The organism is Streptomyces sp. NPDC060198, from assembly GCF_042728415.1.
GTDB lineage: Bacteria > Actinomycetota > Actinomycetes > Streptomycetales > Streptomycetaceae > Streptomyces.
This window is the reverse complement of the sequence record NZ_JBHWZJ010000003.1, coordinates 27,123-51,193: the sequence shown is the minus strand read 5'-3', so window position 1 is coordinate 51,193 and position 24,071 is coordinate 27,123. Positions and strand designations below refer to the sequence as shown.

Below are 24,071 nucleotides of genomic sequence, written 5' to 3'. Positions count from 1 at the left end.
GCGCACGCGCAGGGGCTGCCGGGACGGCGGCCCCTGCGGGCTCGTGCGACTACCTCGCGGCCGTCTTCCGGAGCGCCGTGAGGATCGCCAGCGGCGTCGCCGCCGCCCACGCTTGCGGGGAGCAGGAGTGCGGGTAGGGAACCGGGCTCGGGTGGTCGGTGCGGCCGTAGCCGGCCATCACCTCGGGCAGCCGGTCGCCGTGGTGGCCGGCGGCGTCCAGCAGGCCGCGGGAGACCGTACGGACCTCGTCGGCCAGGCCCGCCCGCGCGAGTCCGAGCACGATGACCGCGTTGTCGTGCGGCCAGGAGGTGCCCCGGTGGTAGGAGAGCGGGTGGTAGCCCGGCTGTCCCGCCGCGAGGGTGCGGATCGCCCAGCCCGAGAAGAAGTCGGGCTCCAGCAGCCGCCGGCCGACCCGGCGGGCGTGCTCGTCGTCGAGGATGCCGGACCAGAGCAGGTGGCCCGCGTCGGAGGCGAGCGAGTCGACCTGCCGGCCCTTCCCGTCCAGGGCCAGCGCCGGGAAGTCCGGGCCGTCCATCCAGAAGTCCCGCAGGAAGCGGTCCCTCATGTCCCGTGCGGCCGCGTCCAGTTCGTCGGCCCAGTCGGCGTCGCCCCATACCGTGCGGGCGAGCCGTGCGGTGCGGACCAGGGCGTCGTACGCGTACCCCTGCGCCTCCGCGACCGCGATCGGGCCCTCGGCCTGGGTGCCGTCGAGGAAGCAGATCGCGCCCTCGGAGTCCTTCCAGTTCTGGTTGACCAGCCCACCCGGGTCCGGGGTGTAGACGAGGTAGCCGTTGTCGGCCAGCCCGCCGTCCCGGAACATCCATGCCACCGCCGCCCGCGCCTGCGGTTCGAGGCGCGCGGCGAGCGCGGTGTCGCCGGTGGTGAGGGCGTGGGCGTCCAGCAGCGTCAGGAAGAGCGGGGTCGCGTCCACCGAGCCGTAGTAGCGGCCGTACGGGACCTGGCGGAACGCGGCCAGCTCGCCGTGCCGGATCTCGTGCACGATGCGCCCCGGCTGCTCGCCCCGGAACGCGTCGTACTCCGTGCCCTGGGTCGCCGCGAGCGCGCCGAGGGTGGCCGCCGCCAGCTCGGGGCGGTAGGGGAGCGCGAAGTGCGAGGTGAGCAGGGCGTCGCGGCCGAAGAGTGTCAGGAACCACGGCACACCCGCCCCCGGCACCCGCAGGTGCTCGCCGTCGGGTCCGAGCGCCGGGACGCGAAGTGCGGCCAGATCGCCGAGCCCGCGTGCGCAGGCCGCCGCGAGCCCGTCCGGAGCGTCGGCGGGCAGGGGCAGGGCAGCTGCTGGACCTGCGGGATCCGTGAACTGCGCGCTGTCCGCGACCTGTTCGGCCGCAGCCGCGGCCGGTGTGACCGAAGGGCCGGGCACCGGTGCCCCGTTCGGCTGCGCGGTCACGGTCAGCAGCAGCTCGGCCGCGCCCTGGGCCGGTACCTCCAGGTGCCAGAGCAGCACCCGCGCGGTCTCCTCCCCTTCGACGGGAGCGACTTCGGTGGGGGCGGGGACCGAGGACACCGTCGTCCGGGACAGCCAGTCCTCGCCGCGCCCGTAGGCGAAGACCACCCCGTCCGGCATGGGCGTCGCGGTGCGTCGCGCCCCGTCCTTGTCGTAACGGCGCCCGTCCGACCGCAGTTCGAACTGGTCGGCGAAGTCCGCGTCCACGGTGATGCCCAGGACGGCGGACACCGCTTCGTCGCGGTTGCCGACCAGCCGGACGCGTTCCGTCAGGCAGCCGTCCCCGAGAGCCTGTTCACGGAAGACCGTGTAGGCGGGCGGCTCGTCGCGGGTGCCCGGCGGGGTCAGTACGCTCTGTGCGCACGCCTCTCCCGCAGCCGGTACGAGGACTCCGGGAACGGCGCCGTCCACGGTCAGGGTCCAGTGGCTCAGGTGGCGGGCGTCCCGGCGGAAGAGGCCGTCCGGGGAGGCGCCCCGGCGGCCGGTGATCCCGCCGTCCGCGCCGAGCACCGCAAACGTGCCCGCGCGGACCAGGGTGAGTCCGGTGCCGGCCGTCATGCGTGCGCTCCGACCGTCGCGTCCTGCGGATCCCCGGGGCCGGGAACACCGCTTCCGTCCTGTCCGTCCTGTTCGGCCGACACCAGCAGGTCCAGTGTCAGCGCGGCCGTCCAGCCGAAGTCACGGGTGCCGCGGGCCTCGGCGGTGACGGGGTCCACGTACTCCGCGAAGCCGCTGCCACCGGCCGCCGTCAGCATCGCCGCGCGCAGCCGGTCGGCCGCGCGGGTGTGCCCGTACTGCCGCAGGCCGCGCTCCAGCAGCCAGTTGGTGTTGAACCAGGCGGGGCCGCGCCAGTAGCGGGACGGGTCGAAGGCGGTGCCGGTGAAGTCGTACGAGGGGACCATCGGGACCTCGCCGAGCCGGAAGGCGGGGCTTTCGGCCGTGCCGACCAGCGCGTCGACGATTTCCGGCGGGAGGCCGGGGACGATCAGCGGGATCAGTCCGGCGACGCTCTTCTCGGGGATGAGCTCGTCGCTCACCAGGTCGCGGCAGAGGAACATGCCCGCCTGCGGCGACCAGAGCCGCTCCACCAGAGCCTCGGTGAGGCGGGCGGCGCGCTCTTCGTGCGGCGCCGGGTCGGCGCCCGTCTCGGCGGCGATCCGGGCGAGCGCGTGCTCCGAGACGATCAGCAGCGCGTTGACGCAGGGGTCCTCGACGGCGAAGGCGTGGCCGGTGCCCGCGTCGGCGTAGCCGCCGTCGCGGTAGTCGGTGGCGAGCCGTACGTACCGTCCGTAGTCCAGGTCGGTGGGCCGCTCGGAGGGCTGGCCGTGGTCGAGGTCGGCGCGCCGGTACGAGCCGGCGGTCGCGGGCTCCACGCGCTCCAGCGGCGCGTCCCAGCACGGGCTGTTGTCCATGCCCGGCTCCCACGGGTGGACCATGGCCGCGAGACCGCCGCCGCCCAGGTCCCGGGGGCCGGTGAGGTAGTCGTGCCAGGCGGCGAGACGCCCGTAGACCCGGGGCAGGAAGCCGCGCCGGCGGGAGTCCTCCGGGTCGGCGAGGTGCACCAGCCAGGCGGCCAGGGCGTGCACCGGGGGCTGCACGATTCCGGAGGTCTCGGTACCGGCGGGAGCACCGGCCGCCGCTCCGGCGCTGGAGGAGCGCCAGAAGTCTGGGCTCGGGAAGTACGCGTCGTGCGGGACCGAAGGGTTGAACACGATGTGCGGGACCCGGCCGTCCTCCCACTGCGCGTGCAGCAGCGTCTCCAGCTCGCGCTGGGCCCGCCGCACCGACAGGTGGCGCAGGCCGATCGCGATGAACGCGGAGTCCCAGCTCCACTGGTGCGGGTACAGGCCGCGGGACGGCACGGTCGAGGCGCCCGTCCAGTTGGCGAGGAGCACCCGGGCCGCACCCCGCCCGAGGGCCTCGGCGGAGGCGGTTGCCGGGGGACCGACGAGGAGCGAGGTCACGCGCCCGACCTCCGCAGGAACGCCGGGATGGAGCGGACGGCCTCGACCGGGTCGCCGGTCAGGCGGCACTCGGCGGCGAGGTAGCCGTCGAAACCGATGGTGTGCAGCGCGCCGATCCAGGCCGGCCAGTCCAGGTGACCGGCGCCCGGCTGGAACCGGTTGGAGTCGCTGACCTGCGCGTGGCCGATGTACGGGGCCGCGGCGAGGATGGCGGCCGACGGGTCGGCCTCCTCGATGTTCATGTGGTAGCTGTCGATGCCGATCTTCACCGAGTCCAGGCCCACCGTGCGCAGCAGGTCGACAGCCTGGTCCAGCCGGTTGACCATGTGGTCCTCGTACCGGTTGAGCGGCTCCAGGTAGAGGGTGACGCCCTCCGCGCGGGCGTGCTCGCCGAGCTCGGTGAGACCCGCGAGGAGCACCTCGCGGTCCTCCTCCTCGGAGCGCGGCGGCTCGAACGGGGGCAGCCGGCGGGAGAACATCCCGTACGACGCCGGCGTCTGCACGCCCCGCGCGCCGATCTCGGCCGCGACGCTGAGCTGCGACTTCATCTGCGCCAGGGCGTCCTTGCGCAGGCCGTCGTCGAACGCGGCGAAGAAGTGCAGCATTTCGACGCAGACGGTCGGCATGACGACGCCGTCGGCCAGCGCCCGCTTCAGCTCGGGGAGGCGGTCCCGGAAGTGGAAGTCGCCCCGCGAGCGCAGCTCGACGGCGTCGAACCCGGCGTCCTGGGCGAACGCCCATTTCTCCTGGAGCGTGTCACCGGGGAGCAGCTGCTCCTGACAGGCGGTCTTCAGCGAGGTCTTCGGCATGAGTGGCCTTTCGGGCGCCGCCGGCGGGCGGCGCACGGGGGAGGGGCGGGGCGGGGCGAGGAGCGGGGCCGGTACGGGACGGGGTGTCCCGTACCGGCGGGACGCGCGGGGTGGGGCCGGAGTGCGGCTCAGAACTCCAGGACGACCTGGAGGGCGTCGGCGGGACGCTCGTCCAGCAGGACGTAGGCGTCGGCGGCGTCCGCCACCGGGACGACATGGCTGACCAGGGACTTCACGTCGACCAGGCCCTCGGCGACCAGCGAGAGGAAGGTCTGCTGGAGGCGTTCGACGGTCCACCGGCCGGCCAGCTGCGGGGGGACCCCGCCGATCTGGGAGCAGATGAGCTGGACCCGGTTGTGGTGGAACTCGTCGCCGAGCCGCAACCCGGCGCCGTCGCCCTGGTAGAAGCCGGAGGCCACCACCCGGCCGCCCACGGTCACCGAGCGCAGCGCCTCGTGGAGGGCCGGGTAGACGCCGCTGATCTCGATGGCGACGTCGGCGCCCAGGCCGCCGGTGGCCTCGCGGACGCGCTCGGCGACGCTGTCGGTGCGGGCGTTCAGGGTGCGGCGCGCACCGTAGGAGCGGGCGGTGTCGAGCCGGCCGTCGAGGGCGTCGACGGCGGTGACGCGGGCGCCGTTGAGCTGGGCGAGGCGGGTGGTGAGCAGGCCGATGACGCCCTGCCCGAAGATGGCGACCTCTTCACCGAGGTGGATGTCGGCGGACAGCACCGCGTTGTACGCGATGGCGCCGACGCGGGCGAAAGCGCCCGCCAGCGGTTCGAGCCCGGCCGGGAGGGTGTGACCGACCATCCGCTCGGCGGGCACGATGCCCTCGCTGCGGTGGCCCCAGATGCCCCAGACCAGGTCGCCCACGGCCGGCATCCCGGGTACGGCGGTCAGCTCGGGAGAGACCTCGGTGACCTCGCCGACCTCGGAGTACCCCCAGCCCGCCACCGGGTACTCGATGCCCGCGGCGCCGTCGCGGAAGATGCGGGCCTCGGCGTCCCAGGTCCGCGTCAGATAGGGGTTGGTGCCCCGGTAGGCGGTGAGCTCGGTGCCCGCGGAGATGCCGGAGTAGCGCGTACGGACCCGCAGGTGGCCCGCCGGGAGGGCGGCGCTCTCGTGCTCGGCGACTTCTACCTGGCGAGGGCCGGTGAACTGGACGACGCGTTCCACGGGGGTCTCCGTTGGTGCTGAGAGGTGACTGCTGCTGACTTAGGTCGAAGATATCTCAGAGTTATGTCTTGTCAATAAGCAAAAGTGGTGCTGAGATGCGTCATGGAAGTGCGTAAGTGGCGTGAGGAAACAGCATGGTGTTGAAGACCCGACGGTCGAAGGCGACCCTCTTCGGACTCGCCGCGACCCTGGGAGCCGGTCTGCTCGCGGGCTGCTCCGGCAGCACTGGTGCCGAGAAGCCGGACAACCGGATCACGGTCTGGTCGCAGGAGAACCTGGCACCGCGCATGGCGGCGACGAAGAAGGTGGTCAGCCGCTTCGAGAAGGAGACCGGGATCAAGGTCGACCTGGTCGGCGTGGACGAGGCCCAGCTCCCGCAGCTGATCATGTCCGCGGCCGCCGCCGGTGACCTCCCCGACGTGATCGGCGCCGTCCCCATGGGACAGGTCTGGCAGATGTACGGCAGCGGGCTGCTCAACACGAAGGTCGCCGGAAAGATCGTCGACGACCTCGGCGCCGGAACCTTCAACGCCAACGCCCTGGGGCTCACCGAGGACTCCGGCACCACCCTCGCCGTCCCCTCCGACGCCTGGCTCCAGCTCCTCGTCTACCGCAAGGACCTCTTCGCCAAGGCCGGACTCGGCGCACCCGACACCTACGCCGCCGCCCTGAAGGCCGCCAAGACCCTCGACAAGGGCCCCGTCGACGGCATCTCGCTGGCCACCGACCCCTCGGACGCCTTCACCCAGCAGAGCTTCGAGGACCTCGCCCTCGCCAACGGCTGCCAACTGGTGGACGACGACGGCACCCCCGCCCTCGACTCCGCCGCCTGCCGCACCGCCTTCGCCGCCTACGACGAACTGGGCGGGAAGCACGGCGCCCCCGGTACCCAGACCGTGGACTCCACCCGCGCCACCTACTTCTCCGGCAAGTCCGCCATGATGGTCTGGTCCTCGTTCCTCCTGGACGAGCTGGCCGGCCTGCGCTCCGACGCGCTGCCCAGCTGCGCCGCGTGCAAGGACGACCCCGGGTTCCTCGCCCGCAACACCGGAATCGTCACCTCCCTCCAGGGCCCCGACGGCAAGGAACCCGCCCAGTTCGGCGAGATCACCTCCTGGGCCGTCACCAAGACCGCCGAGACCGGCGCCTCCGCCAAGTTCATCGAGTACATGATGGGCAAGGGGTACGAGGACTGGTTCGGCATGGCCCCCGAGGGCAAGATCCCGGTCCGCACCGGCACCGCCACCGACCCCGGCGCCTTCCAGAAGGCCTGGCGCGCCAGCGTCATGGGCGTCGACAAGCGCGAGTCCATGCAGAAGGCCTACCCCTCCGAACTCCTCGACCGCCTCGTCTCCGGAGTCGGCGACATGAAGCGGTGGGGCCTCGCCCAGGGCCAGGGCGCCCTCGTCGGAGCCACCAACGGCGAACTGCCCGTCGCCAAGGCCATCGGAGCGATGACCAGCGGCCAGACCTCACCCGACGAGGCGGCCGAGGAAGCCAACGACGAAGTGGCAGCCCTCCAGAAGTCCCTCCAGTAGCCGCACGGCCGCTCTCCCCCCGAGGTAACCGACCCATGAGTACGAAAACCAGCGGCGCGACGGTGCGCCGCGGACGTCCACGGACCACCAGCAGCCGGGAGAACCGCGCGGGCCTCGCCTTCGTGACCCCGACCTTCCTGGTCGTCCTGGTCGTGGTGATCCTGCCGATCCTGTGGACCGTGCTGCTCGCCTTCCAGAACGCCAAGCTCGTCGACATCCAGGAGAACGGCCTCTTCGGCAACTGGACCCTGGACAACTTCCAGCAGGTCTTCGGCTCGCCCGGCTTCTGGAGCAGTCTCGGCACCACCCTGCTCTACACGGTCGGCGCCACCGCGGGCTCCATCCTCCTCGGCCTGGTCGCGGCCCTCGCGCTGCGCAAGCCCTTCCGGGGCCGCGGCATCCTGCGCGCCTCGATGCTGCTGCCGTACGTCGCACCGGTCGTCGCCGTCTCCTTCGTCTGGGAGGTGGCCCTCAGCCCGCAGTACGGCATCGTCAACGAGTGGGGCGGCAAGCTCCTCGGCTGGGACGACCCGATCGCCTTCCTCTCCACCCGCTCCTACGAAGTCAGCCTGCTCGGCGCGCACTTCGACATCCCGCTCGCGCTGCTCACGGTCATCGCCTTCGAGTCCTGGCGCTACTTCCCGTTCGCCTTCCTCTTCATGCTGGCCCGGCTCCAGGCGGTCCCGGACAGCCTGGAGGAGGCCGCCGAGGTCGACGGCGCCACCCTCTCGCAGCGCTTCCGTCACATCCTGCTGCCGCAGATGATGCCCGTCATCGCCCTGCTGTCCGTCCTGCGCTTCATCATGACGTTCAACAAGTTCGACGACATCTACCTGCTCACCGGGGGCGGTTCGGGCACGGACGTCGTCGCGGTCCGCGTGTACGACTTCCTCACCTCGCGCTTCGACGTCGGTGCGGCCTCCGCCCAGGCGCTGATCCTCGCCCTCGTCCTCATGGTCCTGCTGGGCCTCTACTTCATGTTCTTCGGCAAGAAGGTCCAGGAGGAGCAGGCATGACCACCGCCCCGTCCGTCGCACGGCCCGAGGCCACCCGTCCCGGCGGCACCGCCGGCCCCGCCCCGCGCAAGCGGCGCATGAGCCGCGCCCAGTTCGAGGAACGGTTCTTCGGCATCGCCCGCTGGGTCGTGATCGCCTTCCTCGCGGTGATCACGATCGTGCCCTTCTACTACATGCTGCTGCTGTCGGTGAAGCCCATCGACTCGCTGCTGGTGGACCCCGGGAGCCTCTGGGTCTCCTCGAAGGACTTCACCCTCGACACCTACCGCAGCGTCCTGAAGTCCACCGAGGACGGCGGCCAGGGCTTCCTCGGCATGCTGGGCAACTCCGCCCTGGTGGCCGTCGCCACCGTCCTGCTGACGCTGGCCGCCGCCGTACCCGGCGCGTACGCCGTCAGCCGCCTCAAGTTCTTCGGCAGCAGGCACGTCAGCGCGCTCTTCCTGGCCGTCTACCTCTTCCCGGCCACCCTGCTCGCCGTCCCGCTCTTCGTGATGTTCGCCAAGATGGGGCTCTCCGGCAGCCTCGTCGGACTCGCCATCGTGTACATCGCGCAGACGGTCCCTGTCTCGATCTACATGATGAAGAACTACTTCGTCACCATCCCGTTCTCCATCGAGGAGGCCGCCGCCATCGACGGCGCCTCCCGCCTCCAGACCGTGCGCAGGGTGATCCTGCCGCTCGCGCTGCCCACCCTGATGGCGACCGGGCTCTACGTCTTCATGATCGCCTGGAACGAGTTCCTCTTCGCGCTCCTCTTCCTCGCCGCCGATCCGGACAAGTGGACGGTCTCCCTCGGCCTCCAGCAGCTCGCCAACGGCATCGAGGTCTCCAAGACGGTCCTGATGGCCGGTTCGGTCATCCTCACCATTCCCGTGGTAATCCTTTTCTTCGCCTCCGAGCGGCTCCTCACCGAGGGGCTGACCAGCGGCGCGGACAAGGGCTGACAACCTGGCAGTGAGGAAGACCGGCTGACGCCGGGTCACTGGCGGCCGCGCCCCGAGGGGAGGCGCGGCCGCAGGCCGGCCCACGGGGGCACGAGAGACGGGACGAGGACGGCGACGATGGCAGGAAACCAGGCGAGCGCGGGGCACCTGCTGCGGCTCATCCGCAGCGGCGAGGCCACCACCCGCGGCGAGCTCCAACAGGCCACCGGCCTCTCCCGGTCGACCGTCGGACATCGCCTCGACCAGCTCTTCGGAGCCGGCTGGCTGCGCGGCGCGACCGGTACGTCCACCGGCGGACGCCCATCCTCCCGGCTGGAGTTCGACCCCACGCACGCCGTGGTGCTCGTCGCGGACCTGGAGACCCGGCACGGCCGCGCCGCCGTCGTCGACCTGTCCGGGAAGGTCCTCGCCGAGCGGACCGGGACCCTGGTCATCGCCGACGGCCCCGACATCGTCCTCGACCGGATCGCCCGCTGGTTCGGGCCGCTCCTGGAGGAAGCGGGCGCCGCACCGGACCGGGTCTGCGGCGTCGGCCTCTCCGTCCCCGGACCCGTCGACTGGGAGAGCGCCCAGGTCGTCCAGCCGCCGATCATGCCCGGCTGGGACCGCTTCCCCGTACGCGAGCGGATGCGCGCCGCACTCGCGGAGCACTTCGGCCCGGACGCCTTCGGGCCCGCCGTCTCCGGGGCGACGGCCGCGGGCACCGAGTCCCTGCCCGTCTACGTCGACAACGACGCCAACCTCATGGCGCTGGCCGAGCAGCGCGAGAACTACGCCGACTGCGGCGCGTTCGTGCTGGTCAAGGCGTCCACCGGCATCGGTGCGGGCATGGTCGTGGGCGGCGAGATGTACCGGGGCATCGACGGCGGCTCCGGCGACATCGGCCACATCCGCCTGCACGACCGGCTCGACGCGCTCTGCATGTGCGGTTCCTACGGCTGCCTCGCCGCCGTGGCGAGCGGCCGGGCCATCGCCGAACAGCTCACCGCCGCCGGAGTCCCCACCGCCTCCGGCTCCGACGTGCGCCGCCACCTCGCCGCCGGACAGCCGGACGCCCTCCGGCTCGCCCGCGCCGCCGGACAGCGTGTCGGCGAGGTGCTCGTCACCGTGGTCACCCTCCTCAACCCGGGCGTCCTGATGCTCGGCGGCGACCTCGCGAGCACCCCGTTCCTCACCGGCGTACGCGAACTCCTCTACCAGCGGGCCATGCCCCGCACCACCGCCAACCTCCAGGTGGTCACCACCTCGCTCGGCGACCGCGCCGCCCTCGCCGGAGCGGCCGTCATGGTGGTCGAGCGCCTCTACGACCCCGACCGGGCCGACGCCCGCCTCGCCGCGGGCGCGGCCGGCTGACCCGGGCCGAAAGTCCCGCCTGTCCGGCGACGCCCGGCACGCACCCCCGCCGTACGCACCTCGATGGAGAGCACCATGTCCCAGAGCCCCGCCACCAGCACCCCGTCCGACGCCTGGCCGTATCCGCCGGTGCGCGTCGGTCTGGTCGGGGCGGGGCCGTGGGCCCGCACCATGCACGCCCGGATGCTGGCGGCCGGACCCGAGACCACGCTGACCGGGGTCTGGGCCCGGCGCTTTGAGGCCGCCGCCGAGGTCGCGGGCGCTTACGGGACGACGGCCGCCGGCTCCTTCGAGGAACTGCTCGACGGCTGCGACGCGGTCGCCTTCGCCGTACCGCCCGCCGTGCAGGCGTCGCTCGCCGTCCACGCGGCCAAGGCCGGCAAGGCCCTGCTGCTGGAGAAGCCGCTCGGCGCCGACCTCGCCGCCGCCCGCACGGTCGCCGACGCGGTCGCCGAGCACGGGGTGGTCTCTCAACTCGTCCTCACCAAGCGCTACCACCCCGCGACCCGCGCCTTCCTCGCCGAAGCGGCCGGCCGCGAGTTCACCGGTGCCCGCTCCTGCTACCTCCACGGGGCCTTTCTCGGCGGAGAGTTCGCCACGTCCTGGCGGCTGGAACACGGCGCGCTGCTCGACCTCGGACCGCACCTGCTGGACCTGCTCGACAGCGCGGTCGCCCCGATCGTCTCCGTACGCGGGACCGGCGACCCCCGCCGCTGGATCGAGCTGACCTGCGAACACGAGAACGGCGCGGTCAGCCAGGCATCGCTGTCCGGGAGCGTCCGACTGCCCGGCGCGCGTACGCGTATCGAACTCTTCGGGGCCGGGGAGGAGTTGGTCTACGACACCGCCGGTATCGACCACGAGGAGTGCTGGCCGGTGCTCCGCCGCGAGTTCGCCGACGCCGTGCGCACCGGAAGGAGCACCGGCATCGACGCGGCGCGAGGTCTGCGCATCCAGCGGCTGCTCGACCAGGCCCGCCCGCAGGCCGCCTGACGGGCCACCGGCCGGGCCGGCGGGCCCCTCAGCCCGGCGGGGGGCGGGGTGCGGGTGCGGGGGCCGGGAGCGGAGCGCATTTCTCTTCCGCCACGGTCGGTCCGGGTGTTCCGCCGAGTTGTTCGAACGCGGGGCGAATCCAGGGTGAATTCCGAGGGGGAATGGTTGCCTGGGAAATGGTCGCTCATAAGTGCGGCATTCGGTGGGTGGGCCGTGCCGTCGCGGATGTTCCGGCCGGAGCCGAAAACCCGGACGGGGCTGTGACGGAGATACCTTGCCGGAAAGCGGAAGAATACGGCCGGGTTTATTGCCGGAGGCTGTCCGTGCGCTGCCGGAGAGGGAGTGTCTACGATCACCACGACGGCGGTCCTGGGGGCGTGAGTACGCCGGGAAACCTGGCTCCCCGTCATGAGAAATCGCATCGTGCATGACCTTGGGGGGAATCGCGATCATGCTTTCCGATCTGACCGCCGCCACGTGGTGGATCATCGCGGGAGTCGTCACCGTCGCCCATGCGGCCGGAATGTACGTGCTGTATCCGGCGGGCAAGCTGAGGTGGCTCACGGCCGTGGCCATGCCACTCCTCGCCATGGTCCTGGTGCCCGGTTACGCGGCGGTGAGGGACTATTCGGTCGAAGTCACGCTGTATCTCTACTGCGTCACCCTGGTGCTGCTCCTCATCCTTTTCGGTCTGTTGGCGAAGAAATTCGTGGCGGCGACCGCAGAACAGATGAAGCACCCCGAGCGCCGGGTCCAGGTGAGCAAGGCCGCCCTGTACGGGGCTGCCGGTGCGGGCGTGGTGTGGGTAGCGGTCGCGGTCTCCTTCTGGCCGTCCGCCTGAGGGGCGGACGCCGGGCCGGCCCGCGGGCCGCCCCGGCGGACAGCCGGTCACGGCCCCCGGCCACTCAGGAGTTGTACGCCCCCTGGGCCCGCTCCAGGCCGTCCGCGAGCAGCGACTCCACCGCGTCCGCCGCCCGGTCCACCAGGTAGGCCAGCTCCTTGCGTTCGGTGGAGGAGAAGTCCTTCAGCACGAAGTCGGCGACCTGCATCCGGCCCGGCGGGCGGCCGATGCCGAAGCGCACCCGGTGGTACTCGGGGCCCATCGACTTCGTCATCGACTTCAGGCCGTTGTGCCCGTTGTCGCCTCCGCCCAGCTTCAGCCGCAGCGCCCCGAAGTCGATGTCCAACTCGTCGTGGATCGCGACGACATGGTCGGTCGGCACCTTGTAGAAGTCGCGGAGCGCCGTCACCGGGCCGCCCGACAGGTTCATGTACGACTGCGGCTTCGCCAGGATCACCCGCCGGTTCGCCGGTCCGGGCGGGCCGATGCGGCCCTCCAGCACCTGCGCCTGCGCCTTCTGCGCCCGCTTGAACTTCCCGCCGATCCGCTCCGCCAGCAGGTCGGCGACCATGAAGCCGACGTTGTGGCGGTTCGCGGTGTACTCGGGGCCGGGGTTGCCGAGGCCCACGACGAGCCAGGGATCGGTGACGTCGGACATCTGCGCGCTGTCTCCTCGGATGCGGGCCGCGCGGGAAGGACGGCCGGGGGGCGGGGCTGGTACGGGTGTTGTACGGGCCTGGAGGCGCCCGGGTGTGGTGCGCCTGGAGGCGCCCCGCACAGGCCGACGGGGCGACGGCCCCCCGTGAAGGGAGGCCGCCGCCCCGTCAGTCAAGCAGGTCGGACGAGGTCGAGGCTCAGGCCTCGGTGGTCTCGGCCTCGGCGGACGGCTCCTCGGCCTGCGCGGCGACGACCTGGAGCACGATGGCGTCCTCGTCACCGGAGAGCACGGAGCCCTTCGGCAGCGTGATGTCCTTCGCGAGGATCGAGTCACCGGCGGTGAGACCGGCGACGGAGACCGTCACGGACTCGGGGATGTGGGTGGCCTCGGCCTCGACGCTCAGAGTGTTCTGGACGAACTCCAGCAGGAAGGCGCCCGGGGCCAGGTCGCCCTCGGTCTCGACCGCGATCTCGACGTTGACCTTCTCGCCGCGCTTCACGGTCAGCAGGTCGACGTGCTCGATGTTGCCCTTGAGGGCGTTGCGCTGCACGGCCTTCGGGATGACCAGCGCGCTCTTGCCGTCGAGCTCGAGGCCGATCAGGACGTTCGGGGTGCGGAGCGCGAGCTGCAGCTCGTGGGCCGGCAGGTTGATGTGCACGGACTCGGCGCCGTGGCCGTAGACGACCGCGGGAACCAGGTTGGCGCGGCGGGCGCGACGGGCGGCACCCTTGCCGAACTCGGAACGGGCTTCGACGGCGAGGTTGATCTGGTCGGCCATGGCTGCACTCCTCGTGAGGTGACGGAAAACGGAACTGGTCACCCGGCCACGACTTGATGGCCTGCTACGAAGAGCGCGTCGATAACGGAGCGCCGTACATGAGTACGGCCTCCCTCGCCGAGCAACTCAGTGAGTCTACCCGGCGGGGAGGCCGTCCCCCAAGTGGATCAGTCCCGCCGGCACGAGTACCCCTGTGACCTGCGGGTTACTCGTGCCACGTGGCGGAGCTTCGTGCGGCGGTGAGGGTCACCGTCACCGGTCGGCGCGATTCAGCACCGACCCGTCCCGATCAGTGCTCGTCGCTCTCGAACAGGCTGGTGACCGAACCGTCCTCGAAGACCTCGCGCACCGCGCGCGCGATCGTCGGGGCGATGGAGAGCACCGTGATCTTGTCGAGCTCCAGCTCGCCCGGGGTCGGCAGGGTGTCCGTGAAGACGAACTCGCTGACCTTGGAGTTCTTCAGCCGGTCCGCGGCCGGGCCCGAGAGGACACCGTGGGTGGCCGTCACTATGACGTCCTCGGCACCGTGCGCGAACAGGGCGTCGGCGGCGGCGCAGATCGTGCCACCGGTGTCGATCATGTCGTCGACCAGGACGCAGACCCGGCCCTCGACGTTGCCGACGACCTCGTGGACGCTGACCTGGTTCGGGACGTCCTTGTCGCGGCGCTTGTGCACGATCGCCAGCGGGGCGTCCAGGCGGTCGCACCAGCGGTCGGCGACGCGCACGCGGCCGGCGTCCGGGGAGACGATCGTCAGCTTCGAGCGGTCGACCTTGGCGCCGACGTAGTCGGCCAGGATCGGCAGCGCGAAGAGGTGGTCGACCGGACCGTCGAAGAAGCCCTGGATCTGGTCGGTGTGCAGGTCGACGGTGAGGATGCGGTCGGCACCCGCCGTCTTCATCAGGTCCGCGACCAGACGGGCCGAGATCGGCTCGCGACCGCGGTGCTTCTTGTCCTGGCGTGCGTAACCGTAGAACGGCACGATCACCGTCACCGAACGTGCCGAGGCGCGCTTGAGCGCGTCCAGCATGATCAGCTGCTCCATGATCCACTTGTTGATCGGAGCCGTGTGGCTCTGGATCAGGAAGCAGTCGGCGCCGCGGGCGGACTCCTGGAAGCGTACGTAGATCTCACCGTTGGCGAAATCGAAGGCCTTCGTCGGCACGAGACCGACACCCAGCTGGTGTGCGACCTCCTCGGCCAGCTCGGGGTGGGCGCGGCCGGAGAAGAGCATGAGTTTCTTCTCGCCGGTCGTCTTGATCCCGGTCACAGCACAGTCTCCTCAGACGTGTATCTGACCGCTGCACGCATCTGTCCCGATGTGCAACGTGCCAGCCGAAATGGGTGAGCATCTATCACGGTACGCCGAGTCCGGCGCACGTGTTTCCGGTCAGCTTTCGCCGTCGGAATCCTGCGTGGCGGCCAAGGCGGCCTGAGCGGCGGCGCTTCCGGGCCGCTTGCGCGCGACCCAACCCTCGATATTCCGCTGCTGGCCCCGGGCGACGGCCAGGGAACCCGCGGGTACATCCTTGGTGATGACCGAGCCCGCGGCGGTGTAAACCCCGTCGCCGACCGTGACCGGTGCCACAAACATATTGTCCGAGCCGGTGCGGCAGTGAGAGCCGATCGTCGTGTGGTGCTTGGCCACCCCGTCGTAGTTCACGAACACGCTGGCGGCGCCGATGTTGCTGTGGTCGCCGATGGTCGCGTCGCCCACGTAGGACAGGTGGGGGACCTTGGTCCCCTCGCCGATCGTGGCGTTCTTCATCTCGACGTACGTACCGGCCTTCGCCTTCGCCCCGAGCTTCGTGCCGGGCCGCAGATAGGCGTAGGGGCCCACGGTGGCGCCGGGGCCGATCTCGGCACTGTCGGAGACGGTGTTGTCCACCCGGGCGCCCTCATGGACGACGGTGTCCTTCAGCCGCGAGTTCGGGCCGACTTCGGCGTCCTCGGCGACGTGGGTGTTTCCGAGCAGCTGCGTACCGGGGTGCACCACCGCGTCCTGTCCGAAGGTGACCGTCACGTCGACGAGCGTCGAGGCCGGGTCCACGATCGTCACGCCGGCCAGCATGGCCTCTTCCAGCAACCGCTGGTTGAGCAGGCGGCGGGCCTCGGCGAGCTGTACGCGGTTGTTGATGCCGAGGATCTCCCGGTGGTCGCCGGCGACCGAGGCGCCGACCCGGTGGCCCGCCTCGCGCACGAGGGACAGCACGTCGGTGAGGTACTCCTCGCCCTGGCTGTTGTCGGAGCGCAGCTTGCCCAGCGCGTCCGCGAGCAGCCGGCCGTCGAAGGCGAAGACCCCGGAGTTGATCTCCCGGATCGCGTGCTGGGACGGGCTCGCGTCCTTGTGCTCGACGATCTCGGTGACGGCGCCGGTGACGGCGTCGCGCACGATCCGGCCGTACCCGGTGGAGTCGGGCACCTCGGCGGTGAGCACGGTGACGGCGTTGCCGTCCGAGGCGTGGGTGGCGGCGAGCGCGCCGAGCGTCGCACCGGAGAGCAGCGGGGTGTCGCCGCAGACGACGATCACGGTGCCCTCGACGCCGCCGAGTTCCTGCAGCCCGATGCGGGTGGCGTGCCCGGTGCCGTTCTGCTCGGCCTGGAAGGCGGTGCGTACGCCCGCGTCCGTCTCCGTGAGGTGCGCGACGACCTGCTCGCCGGCGTGCCCGACCACCACGACGAGGTGTTCCGGCGCGAGTTCACGGGCTGCGGCGACGACGTGCCCGACGAGCGAGCGTCCGGCGACCTCGTGGAGGACCTTGGGCGTCTTCGACTTCATGCGGGTGCCTCCACCCGCTGCGAGGACGACGACTGCTGCGGGGCTGTTGGCGCTCACGGATGTGCCCTTCGGCTTTCGGGTGCGGTCACCCGCAGGATACCGGGGAGCCCTCAGGGCGGCCGGGCGGGCCGAACGCGCAGCGGGTCCCGGCCGAGGTGGCCGGGACCGGCACCGCGGCCGGCTGTGGAAGTTACTGCGTGGGTGGTGCTCAGCCCTCGTCGGACTTGAGCGCCGCCATGGCCCGCTCGGTCACTTCGGTGACCTTGCCGAGGGCGGGGATGGTCACGACCAGTCCCTGCTCGCGGTAGTAGTCGATGATCGGCTCGGTCTGCGTGTGGTAGACCTCGAGCCGGGTGCGGACCGTCTCCTCGTTGTCGTCGTCCCGCTGGTACAGCTCGCCGCCGCAGATGTCGCAGACACCCTCGGTCTCCGGCTGGTTGTACGCGACGTGGAAGACGTGCGAGCTGTCGTTGCGGCAGATGCGGCGACCCGCGATCCGCTTCACGACCTCGTCCTCGGGGACCTCCAGGTCCAGGACCGCGTCGAGTGCCACACCCTTGCTCTTGAGCATCTCATCCAGCGCCTCGGCCTGGCCGACGTTGCGCGGGAAGCCGTCGAGCAGGAAGCCACCGGCCGCGTCGGGCTGGGACATGCGGTCCTCAGCCATCGCGTTGGTCACCTCGTCCGGCACCAGCTGGCCCTTGTCCATGTAGGACCGGGCCTCCTTGCCAAGGTCGGTGCCCTGGCTGATGTTGGCGCGGAAGAGGTCGCCCGTGGAGATGTGCGGAATCGACAGGTTCTTGGCAAGGTACGCGGCCTGCGTTCCCTTGCCGGCACCAGGAGGCCCGACGAGGACGATTCGCATCAGCGGAGGAACCCTTCGTAATTGCGCTGCTGGAGCTGACTCTCGATCTGCTTCACGGTTTCCAGACCCACACCCACGATGATGAGGATGCTCGTCCCGCCGAACGGGAAGTTCTGGTTAGCACCGCCGAAGCCTGCCAACGCCATCGTCGGCACCAGAGCGATCAGACCCAGGTACAGCGAGCCCGGCCAAGTGATCCTGTTGAGCACGTAGCTCAGATACTCGGCTGTAGGTCGACCTGCCCGGATACCCGGGATGAACCCACCATACTTCTTCATGTTGTCGGCTACTTCTTCGGGGTTGAACGAGATCGCCACGTAGAAGAACGCGAAGAAGACGATCAGGAGGAAGTAGGACGCGATGTAGTACGGGTGGTCGCCCTTGACGAAGTGGTCCTTGATCCAGTTCGCCCAGCCCGCGTTGGAGTTGGAGAACTGGACGATCAGGGCCGGGATGTAGAGGAGCGAGGAGGCGAAGATGACGGGGATAACGCCCGCCTGGTTCACCTTGAGCGGGATGTACGTGGACGTACCGCCGTAGGAACGGCGCCCGATCATGCGCTTCGCGTACTGCACCGGGATGCGGCGCTGGGCCTGCTCGACGAAGACGACGAGGCCCACCATCACGAAGCCGATGAGGATGACCGTGCCGAACTCGATCCAGCCGTCGGCGAGCTTGCCGCTCTCCTTGATGGCCCACAGGGCGCTCGGGAAGCTGGCGGCGATCGAGATGAACATCAGGATCGACATGCCGTTACCGATGCCGCGGTCGGTGATGAGCTCACCGAGCCACATGACGCAGGCGGTGCCGGCCGTCATCGTGACGACCATGACGATCGTGGTGAAGATCGACGAGTTGGGGACGATCTGGTCGCCCACCGAGCAGCTGCTGAAGAGCGCGCCGCTGCGGGCGGTGGCCACGAGGCCGGTGCCCTGGAGGATGGCCAGCGCGACCGTGAGGTAACGCGTGTACTGAGTGATCTTGGTCTGCCCGGACTGTCCCTCCTTCTTGAGGGCCTCCAGCCGGGGGATGACCACGGTCAGCAGCTGAAGAATGATGCTGGCCGTGATGTACGGCATGATGCCGAGCGCGAAGATCGTGATCTGCAGCAGCGCACCACCGCTGAACATGTTGACGAGACCGAAGAGGCTGTTATTGCCCTTGCTGGCCTGGTCGATACAGGTCTGGACGTTCTCGTAACTCACTCCCGGTACGGGGATGTGGGCCCCGAGCCGATAGAGAACGATGATGCCGAGCGTGAAGAGCAGCTTCTTGCGCAGGTCGGGCGTCTTGAACGCCCGGGCGAACGCGGTGAGCACGGTGCCTCCTGCGACCCCCGCGCTATGCGTAGAGGTGACGGTCTTGAGGTTCGACGGATACGACGGACACAAAAAAAGTCAAAGTGTCCCAGGGCGGGTGCCCGAGGGGTTAGCACACAACTCACGCCACCTTACCGGCGACCATGCCCCCCTAGGAACGACCAACCGGGGATGCCTCTTGGAAGAGGCATCCCCGGTCGGGTGTTCAGTACATCGAGTTGTCCGAGTTGTCTCAGACGAGCTCGGTGACGGTGCCGCCGGCGGCGGCAATCTTCTCCTTGGCGGAGCCGGAGACGGCGTCAACCGAAACCTGCAGCGCCACGGAGATCTCGCCCTGTCCGAGGACCTTGACGAGGTGGTTGTTGCGCACGGCGCCCTTGGCGACCAGACCGGCCACCGTGACCTCTCCACCCTCGGGGTAGAGCGTCGCGAGCTTGTCCAGGTTCACGACCTGGTACTCCGTGCGGAACGGGTTCTTGAAGCCCTTGAGCTTCGGCAGGCGCATGTGGAGGGGCATCTGGCCACCCTCGAAGCGCTGCGGAACCTGGTAACGAGCCTTCGTTCCCTTGGTACCACGACCTGCGGTCTTACCCTTGGACGCCTCACCACGACCCACACGGGTCTTGGCGGTCTTGGCGCCCGGGGCAGGCCGGAGGTTGTGGGCCTTCAGCGGGCTGTTCTCCGCCATGTCAGTCAACCTCCTCAACCGTCACGAGGTGGCGGACGGTGTGAACCATTCCGCGGAACTCGGGGCGGTCCTCCTTGACAACCACGTCGTGCAGGCGCTTGAGCCCGAGCGAACGCAGGGTGTCGCGGTGGTTCTGCTTGCTACCGATGTACGACTTCGTCTGCGTGATCTTGAGGCTGGCCATTACGCACCAGCCCCGGCACGCGCACGGAGCAGAGCCGCGGGAGCGACGTCCTCGAGAGGCAGACCGCGGCGGGCCGCGATCTCCTCGGGACGCTGCAGGCCCTGGAGGGCCGCCACGGTCGCGTGCACGATGTTGATCGCGTTGGAAGAACCGAGCGACTTCGACAGGATGTCGTGGACGCCGGCGCACTCGAGCACGGCACGCACCGGACCACCGGCGATAACGCCGGTACCCGGGGAAGCAGGCTTGAGCAGGACGACGCCCGCAGCCTTCTCGCCCGTGATCGGGTGAGGAATCGTGCCCTGGATGCGCGGAACCTTGAAGAAGGACTTCTTGGCTTCCTCGACACCCTTGGCGATGGCCGCGGGAACTTCCTTGGCCTTGCCGTAACCGACACCGACGGTGCCGTCACCATCGCCCACCACGACCAGCGCGGTGAAGCTGAAGCGACGACCACCCTTCACAACCTTGGCGACGCGGTTGATCGCGACAACGCGCTCAACGTACGCGGTCTTCTCGGCGGCGCTGGGGCCACCGTCACGGCCCTTCCGGTCCCGCCGCTCGCCGCCACCGGCACCGCTTCCGCGGCGCTGGGGTCCAGCCATTGGAATTACCTCTCTCTGTTACGTCCGCTGTGCGTAGGAACCGGGGCTTAGAACTTCAGCCCGGCTTCACGGGCGGCGTCAGCCAGAGCGGCAATCCGCCCGGCGTACTGGTTACCACCGCGGTCAAACACGACGGCCTCGACGCCTGCGGCCTTGGCGCGCTCGGCGACCAGGGCGCCGACCTGCTGGGCCTGAGCGCTCTTGTCACCTTCGCCACCACGGATGGAGACGTCCAGGGTCGACGCCGACGCGACCGTGTGGCCGGCGATGTCGTCGATGACCTGGGCCACGATGTGACGGTTGGAACGCGTCACGACGAGGCGGGGACGCTCCGGCGAACCGGAGACGTGCTTGCGGACGCGGATGTGGCGCCGCTTGCGGGCAGCGCGCTTGTACGCGTCGCCCTTGGCGATCTTCACGCCGTATGCCATGGCTACTTACCAGCCTTTCCGACCTTGCGGCGGATGACCTCGCCCGCGTACTTGACGCCCTTGGCCTTGTACGGGTCGGGCTTCCGCAGCTTGCGGATGTTGGCGGCTACCTCGCCGACCTTCTGCTTGTCGATGCCCTCGACGCTGAGCTTCGTGGGCGACTCGACCTTGAAGGTGATGCCTTCCGGAGCCTCGATGAGGATCGGGTGGCTGTAGCCCAGGGCGAACTCCAGGTTGGAGCCCTTCGCCTGGACGCGGTAACCGACACCGCTGATTTCGAGCGCCTTGCTGTATCCCTGGGTCACGCCGGTGATCATGTTCGCCACCAGCGTGCGGGACAGGCCGTGAAGGGCCTTGTTCTGACGCTCGTCGTTCGGGCGGACGACGTTCAGAACGCCGTCCTCACCCTTGGTGACCTCGATCGGCGCGGCAACGGTGTGCGTGAGGGAACCCTTGGGGCCCTTCACCGCGACCGTGCGGCCATCGATGGTGACGTCCACACCGGCGGGAACCTGGATGGGGAGCTTGCCGATTCGCGACATGAGCTATTCCTCCGATTCCCGACTACCAGACGTAGGCGAGGACTTCCCCACCTACGCCCTTCTTGCTGGCCTGCTGGCCGGTCAGGAGACCGTGGGACGTGGAGATGATCGCCACGCCCAGGCCGCCGAGGACCTTCGGCAGGTTGGTGGACTTTGCGTATACACGCAGACCCGGCTTCGAGATTCGCTTGATGCCGGCGATCGAGCGCTCGCGGTTCGGACCGAACTTCAGGTCGAGAACGAGGTTCTTGCCAACCTCGGCGTCCTCGACCTTCCAGCCGGTGATGAAGCCCTCCTGCTGGAGGATCTCCGCGATGTGCGACTTGATCTTGCTGTGCGGCATCACGACGGAGTCGTGGTACGCCGAGTTCGCGTTACGCAGACGCGTGAGCATGTCTGCGATCGGATCAGTCATGGTCATGAGTTGGCCTTCGGCCTCTCTCGCCGGGGTTTCCTGTATGCGCCATCCCTCTCCCCACTCTGTGGCGGGACGGGTGCGGTGCGGGGACCTACGGCGTAGTAAGTCGGTCTAGGGCGGCAGGCGCCCAACCCTTCTAGCCTACGGCATGAAAGGAGGGGCTCCTGCCGACCAGATGCTTACCGAGAGTCTCCGGGTAATCCCAACGCCCAAAGGGCGAGGGGAAATTACCAGGAGCTCTTGGTCACGCCCGGCAGCTCGCCACGGTGAGCCATCTCACGAAGGCACACGCGGCACAGGCCGAACTTGCGGTAGACGGAGTGCGGGCGGCCGCAGCGCTGGCAACGCGTGTACGCGCGAACGCCGAACTTCGGCTTGCGGGCAGCCTTAGCGATCAGGGACTTCTTCGCCACGGTCAGTTCTCCTTGAACGGGAAGCCGAGGTGACGAAGGAGGGCACGACCCTCGTCGTCGTTGGTCGCCGTGGTGACCACGGTGATGTCCATGCCCCGGACCCGGTCGATCTTGTCCTGGTCGATCTCGTGGAACATGACCTGCTCCGTGAGACCGAAGGTGTAGTTACCACGGCCGTCGAACTGCTTCGGCGACAGGCCACGGAAGTCACGGATACGCGGCAGCGCGAGCGACAGCGTACGGTCCAGGAACTCCCACATCCGGTCACCACGAAGGGTGACGTGGCAGCCGATCGGCTGGCCCTCGCGCAGCTTGAACTGCGCGATGGACTTGCGGGCCTTGGTAACGGCAGGCTTCTGGCCGGTGATCGTGGTGAGGTCGCGCACGGCGCCGTCGATCAGCTTGGAGTCGCGGGCGGCGTCGCCCACACCCATGTTGACCACGATCTTGACCAGGCCGGGAACCTGCATGACGTTCTCGTACGAGAACTCCTCACGCAGCTTGCCGGCGATTTCCTCGCGGTAGCGCGTCTTGAGACGCGGCGAAGTGGTGGCAGTCATCAGATGTCCTCACCAGTCCGCTTGGCAACGCGGACCTTGTTGCCCTCGTCGTCAAAGCGGTAGCCGACGCGGGTGACGACCTTGTTGCCGTCCTTCTCCACAACCAGCTGAACGTTGCTGACGTGAATCGGGGCCTCAGTGGTGACGATGCCGCCGGTCTGCGAACCGCGAGCCGTCTGACCGGCCTTGGTGTGCTTCTTGACCCGGTTGACACCCTCGACGAGGACGCGGTCCTGAGCGGGGTAGGCCACGATGACCTTGCCCTGCTTGCCCTTGTCCTTACCGGTGATGACCTGAACCAGGTCGCCCTTCTTGATCTTCATGCTTACAGCACCTCCGGCGCGAGCGAGATGATCTTCATGAACTTCTTCTCGCGCAGCTCCCGGCCCACCGGGCCGAAGATGCGGGTGCCGCGGGGGTCGCCGTCGTTCTTCAGAATGACGGCTGCGTTCTCGTCGAAGCGGATGTACGAGCCATCCTGACGACGGCGCTCCTTGACGGTGCGAACGATGACGGCCTTGACGACGTCACCCTTCTTCACGTTACCGCCGGGGATCGCGTCCTTGACGGTGGCGACGATGACGTCACCGATGCCCGCGTAGCGGCGACCCGAACCACCGAGAACACGGATGGTGAGGATTTCCTTCGCACCCGTGTTGTCGGCGACGCGAAGTCGCGACTCCTGCTGGATCACGTCTATCTCCTGATCGTCTGCCGGTTCCCGGCGGGGAGCTCCGTAAGTGGATTACGGAGCTCCCTCACCGAGCCTGGCGGAACCGACCTGAGGGGAACCCCTCAGGAATTACTTGGCCTTCTCGAGGATCTCGACGATGCGCCACCGCTTCGAGGCGGACAGCGGACGCGTCTCCATGATGATGACGCGGTCGCCGACGCCGGCAGTGTTCTGCTCGTCGTGAGCCTTGAGCTTGTTCGTACGGCGGATGACCTTGCCGTACAGAGCGTGCTTCACGCGGTCCTCGACGGCGACGACGACGGTCTTGTCCATCTTGTCGCTGACGACCAGACCCTCACGGGTCTTGCGGAAACCGCGGTCGGTGTTGGTCTCAGTCACAGTCTTCTCGCTCATCAGGCGCTCTCCACCGTTTCGATGCCCAGCTCGCGCTCACGCATCAGGGTGTAGATCCGCGCGATGTCCTTACGGACGGACTTGAGCCGACCGTGGTTCTCGAGCTGACCAGTTGCCGCCTGGAAGCGGAGGTTGAACAGCTCTTCCTTGGCCTCGCGGAGCTTGTTGAGGAGCTCCTCGTCGCCCAGTTCGCGCAGCTCGGACGCCTTGGTACCGACCGACATCACGACTCACCTGCCTCGCGCCGAACAATCCGGCACTTCATCGGAAGCTTGTGAGCAGCGCGGGTAAGCGCCTCACGAGCAATCTTCTCGTTCGGGTAGGACAGCTCGAACATCACCCGACCGGGCTTGACGTTCGCGATCCACCACTCGGGAGAACCCTTACCGGAACCCATGCGGGTCTCGGCAGGCTTCTTCGTCAGGGGGCGGTCCGGGTAGATGTTGATCCAGACCTTGCCGCCACGCTTGATGTGGCGGGTCATCGCGATACGAGCTGCTTCGATCTGGCGGTTCGTCACGTACGCCGGGGTCAGCGCCTGGATGCCGTACTCGCCGAACGCAACCTGCGTACCACCCTTGGACATACCGCTGCGCTTCGGGTGGTGCTGCTTGCGGTGCTTGACCCTACGGGGGATCAGCATTTC

At 69.3% G+C, this 24,071-nt stretch carries 29 protein-coding genes; 6 read left to right on the top strand and 23 right to left on the bottom strand.

Annotation, left to right across the window (positions count from 1 at the left end):
- Window positions 1-49: 49 nt before the first annotated feature.
- The 4 genes from ACFWEP_RS01135 to ACFWEP_RS01120 form a co-directional block, all read right to left on the bottom strand.
- The gene (locus ACFWEP_RS01135) at window positions 50-2,023 is read right to left on the bottom strand and encodes a glycogen debranching N-terminal domain-containing protein (RefSeq protein WP_387363530.1); all 1,974 of its coding nucleotides are present in this window, start codon (window positions 2,021-2,023) and stop codon (window positions 50-52) included.
- Window positions 2,020-3,429 (bottom strand): trehalase family glycosidase, encoded by a 1,410-nt coding sequence (locus ACFWEP_RS01130; RefSeq protein WP_387363527.1) that lies wholly within the window; start codon window positions 3,427-3,429, stop codon window positions 2,020-2,022. The genes ACFWEP_RS01135 and ACFWEP_RS01130 overlap by 4 nt, the downstream gene beginning before the upstream one ends.
- A complete protein-coding gene (locus ACFWEP_RS01125; protein ID WP_387363524.1) occupies window positions 3,426-4,238 on the bottom strand; it encodes a sugar phosphate isomerase/epimerase family protein in 813 nt (270 codons plus the stop codon). Before ACFWEP_RS01125 ends, ACFWEP_RS01130 begins: the two co-directional genes overlap by 4 nt.
- A 128-nt stretch (window positions 4,239-4,366) precedes the next feature.
- Window positions 4,367-5,413 carry a zinc-binding alcohol dehydrogenase gene (locus tag ACFWEP_RS01120; RefSeq protein ID WP_387363521.1) on the bottom strand — a complete coding sequence of 349 codons (1,047 nt, stop codon included), beginning with the start codon at window positions 5,411-5,413 and terminating at the stop codon, window positions 4,367-4,369.
- Between the two features lie 134 nt (window positions 5,414-5,547).
- Here ACFWEP_RS01120 and ACFWEP_RS01115 point away from each other — a divergent pair, with 134 nt between their 5' ends.
- The 6 genes from ACFWEP_RS01115 (at window position 5,548) to ACFWEP_RS01090 (ending at window position 12,098) form a co-directional block, all read left to right on the top strand.
- Window positions 5,548-6,951 (top strand): ABC transporter substrate-binding protein, encoded by a 1,404-nt coding sequence (locus ACFWEP_RS01115; protein WP_387363518.1) that lies wholly within the window; start codon window positions 5,548-5,550, stop codon window positions 6,949-6,951.
- Between the two features lie 35 nt (window positions 6,952-6,986).
- Entirely contained in the window at window positions 6,987-7,967 is a 981-nt protein-coding gene (locus ACFWEP_RS01110; protein ID WP_328719925.1) for a sugar ABC transporter permease, read from the top strand.
- Window positions 7,968-8,044: 77 nt separating this feature from the next.
- Window positions 8,045-8,911 carry a carbohydrate ABC transporter permease gene (locus tag ACFWEP_RS01105; RefSeq protein WP_387363673.1) on the top strand — a complete coding sequence of 289 codons (867 nt, stop codon included), beginning with the start codon at window positions 8,045-8,047 and terminating at the stop codon, window positions 8,909-8,911.
- A 117-nt stretch (window positions 8,912-9,028) separates the two neighbouring features.
- Window positions 9,029-10,264: an ROK family protein gene (locus ACFWEP_RS01100; protein ID WP_387363513.1), complete on the top strand. Its 1,236-nt coding sequence runs from the start codon at window positions 9,029-9,031 to the stop codon at window positions 10,262-10,264.
- 75 nt (window positions 10,265-10,339) lie between these two features.
- The gene (locus tag ACFWEP_RS01095; RefSeq protein WP_387363510.1) at window positions 10,340-11,257 is read left to right on the top strand and encodes a Gfo/Idh/MocA family protein; all 918 of its coding nucleotides are present in this window, start codon (window positions 10,340-10,342) and stop codon (window positions 11,255-11,257) included.
- A 451-nt stretch (window positions 11,258-11,708) separates the two neighbouring features.
- Entirely contained in the window at window positions 11,709-12,098 is a 390-nt protein-coding gene (locus ACFWEP_RS01090; RefSeq protein WP_387363507.1) for a hypothetical protein, read from the top strand.
- 64 nt (window positions 12,099-12,162) lie between these two features.
- Here the strand turns inward: ACFWEP_RS01090 and pth are convergent, their stop codons facing one another.
- The 19 genes from pth to rplP all read right to left on the bottom strand — a co-directional run bounded on the left by pth (window position 12,163) and on the right by rplP (window position 24,068).
- Window positions 12,163-12,756 carry an aminoacyl-tRNA hydrolase gene (gene pth / locus ACFWEP_RS01085; RefSeq protein ID WP_387363504.1) on the bottom strand — a complete coding sequence of 198 codons (594 nt, stop codon included), beginning with the start codon at window positions 12,754-12,756 and terminating at the stop codon, window positions 12,163-12,165.
- A gap of 196 nt (window positions 12,757-12,952) precedes the next feature.
- A complete protein-coding gene (locus ACFWEP_RS01080; RefSeq protein WP_387363501.1) occupies window positions 12,953-13,534 on the bottom strand; it encodes a 50S ribosomal protein L25/general stress protein Ctc in 582 nt (193 codons plus the stop codon).
- 289 nt (window positions 13,535-13,823) lie between these two features.
- Window positions 13,824-14,804 (bottom strand): ribose-phosphate diphosphokinase, encoded by a 981-nt coding sequence (locus ACFWEP_RS01075; protein ID WP_387363498.1) that lies wholly within the window; start codon window positions 14,802-14,804, stop codon window positions 13,824-13,826.
- 120 nt (window positions 14,805-14,924) lie between these two features.
- Complete coding sequence (glmU, locus tag ACFWEP_RS01070) at window positions 14,925-16,370, bottom strand: bifunctional UDP-N-acetylglucosamine diphosphorylase/glucosamine-1-phosphate N-acetyltransferase GlmU (RefSeq protein WP_387363495.1); 1,446 nt, start codon at window positions 16,368-16,370, stop codon at window positions 14,925-14,927.
- Window positions 16,371-16,521: 151 nt separating this feature from the next.
- Window positions 16,522-17,178 (bottom strand): adenylate kinase, encoded by a 657-nt coding sequence (locus ACFWEP_RS01065; RefSeq protein ID WP_387363492.1) that lies wholly within the window; start codon window positions 17,176-17,178, stop codon window positions 16,522-16,524.
- Window positions 17,178-18,497, bottom strand: a complete 1,320-nt coding sequence (gene secY, locus ACFWEP_RS01060; RefSeq protein WP_387363489.1) for a preprotein translocase subunit SecY — start codon at window positions 18,495-18,497, stop codon at window positions 17,178-17,180. The genes ACFWEP_RS01065 and secY overlap by 1 nt, the downstream gene beginning before the upstream one ends.
- Window positions 18,498-18,729: 232 nt before the next feature.
- Window positions 18,730-19,185 carry a 50S ribosomal protein L15 gene (rplO, locus tag ACFWEP_RS01055; protein WP_328721293.1) on the bottom strand — a complete coding sequence of 152 codons (456 nt, stop codon included), beginning with the start codon at window positions 19,183-19,185 and terminating at the stop codon, window positions 18,730-18,732.
- A 1-nt stretch (window position 19,186) separates the two neighbouring features.
- A complete protein-coding gene (gene rpmD, locus ACFWEP_RS01050) occupies window positions 19,187-19,369 on the bottom strand; it encodes a 50S ribosomal protein L30 (protein ID WP_219611742.1) in 183 nt (60 codons plus the stop codon).
- The gene (rpsE, locus tag ACFWEP_RS01045) at window positions 19,369-19,974 is read right to left on the bottom strand and encodes a 30S ribosomal protein S5 (protein ID WP_266705207.1); all 606 of its coding nucleotides are present in this window, start codon (window positions 19,972-19,974) and stop codon (window positions 19,369-19,371) included. The genes rpmD and rpsE overlap by 1 nt, the downstream gene beginning before the upstream one ends.
- A 47-nt stretch (window positions 19,975-20,021) precedes the next feature.
- Window positions 20,022-20,405, bottom strand: coding sequence for a 50S ribosomal protein L18 (gene rplR, locus ACFWEP_RS01040; protein WP_387363484.1), 384 nt, complete (start codon window positions 20,403-20,405; stop codon window positions 20,022-20,024).
- 2 nt (window positions 20,406-20,407) lie between these two features.
- Window positions 20,408-20,947, bottom strand: a complete 540-nt coding sequence (gene rplF, locus ACFWEP_RS01035) for a 50S ribosomal protein L6 (protein WP_327176185.1) — start codon at window positions 20,945-20,947, stop codon at window positions 20,408-20,410.
- Window positions 20,948-20,969: 22 nt separating this feature from the next.
- The gene (gene rpsH, locus ACFWEP_RS01030; protein WP_266705211.1) at window positions 20,970-21,368 is read right to left on the bottom strand and encodes a 30S ribosomal protein S8; all 399 of its coding nucleotides are present in this window, start codon (window positions 21,366-21,368) and stop codon (window positions 20,970-20,972) included.
- Between the two features lie 224 nt (window positions 21,369-21,592).
- Entirely contained in the window at window positions 21,593-21,778 is a 186-nt protein-coding gene (locus tag ACFWEP_RS01025; protein ID WP_030368403.1) for a type Z 30S ribosomal protein S14, read from the bottom strand.
- Between the two features lie 2 nt (window positions 21,779-21,780).
- On the bottom strand, window positions 21,781-22,338 hold the full coding sequence (gene rplE, locus ACFWEP_RS01020; protein ID WP_387363480.1) for a 50S ribosomal protein L5: 558 nt from the start codon (window positions 22,336-22,338) through the stop codon (window positions 21,781-21,783).
- Entirely contained in the window at window positions 22,338-22,661 is a 324-nt protein-coding gene (gene rplX / locus ACFWEP_RS01015) for a 50S ribosomal protein L24 (RefSeq protein WP_275493828.1), read from the bottom strand. Before rplX ends, rplE begins: the two co-directional genes overlap by 1 nt.
- A gap of 2 nt (window positions 22,662-22,663) precedes the next feature.
- Entirely contained in the window at window positions 22,664-23,032 is a 369-nt protein-coding gene (rplN, locus tag ACFWEP_RS01010) for a 50S ribosomal protein L14 (RefSeq protein WP_003966950.1), read from the bottom strand.
- 108 nt (window positions 23,033-23,140) lie between these two features.
- Complete coding sequence (gene rpsQ / locus ACFWEP_RS01005) at window positions 23,141-23,425, bottom strand: 30S ribosomal protein S17 (protein ID WP_275493827.1); 285 nt, start codon at window positions 23,423-23,425, stop codon at window positions 23,141-23,143.
- Window positions 23,425-23,649, bottom strand: a complete 225-nt coding sequence (gene rpmC, locus ACFWEP_RS01000; protein WP_275493826.1) for a 50S ribosomal protein L29 — start codon at window positions 23,647-23,649, stop codon at window positions 23,425-23,427. Before rpmC ends, rpsQ begins: the two co-directional genes overlap by 1 nt.
- Window positions 23,649-24,068, bottom strand: a complete 420-nt coding sequence (rplP, locus tag ACFWEP_RS00995) for a 50S ribosomal protein L16 (protein WP_014047785.1) — start codon at window positions 24,066-24,068, stop codon at window positions 23,649-23,651. Before rplP ends, rpmC begins: the two co-directional genes overlap by 1 nt.
- Window positions 24,069-24,071 lie beyond the last annotated feature (3 nt).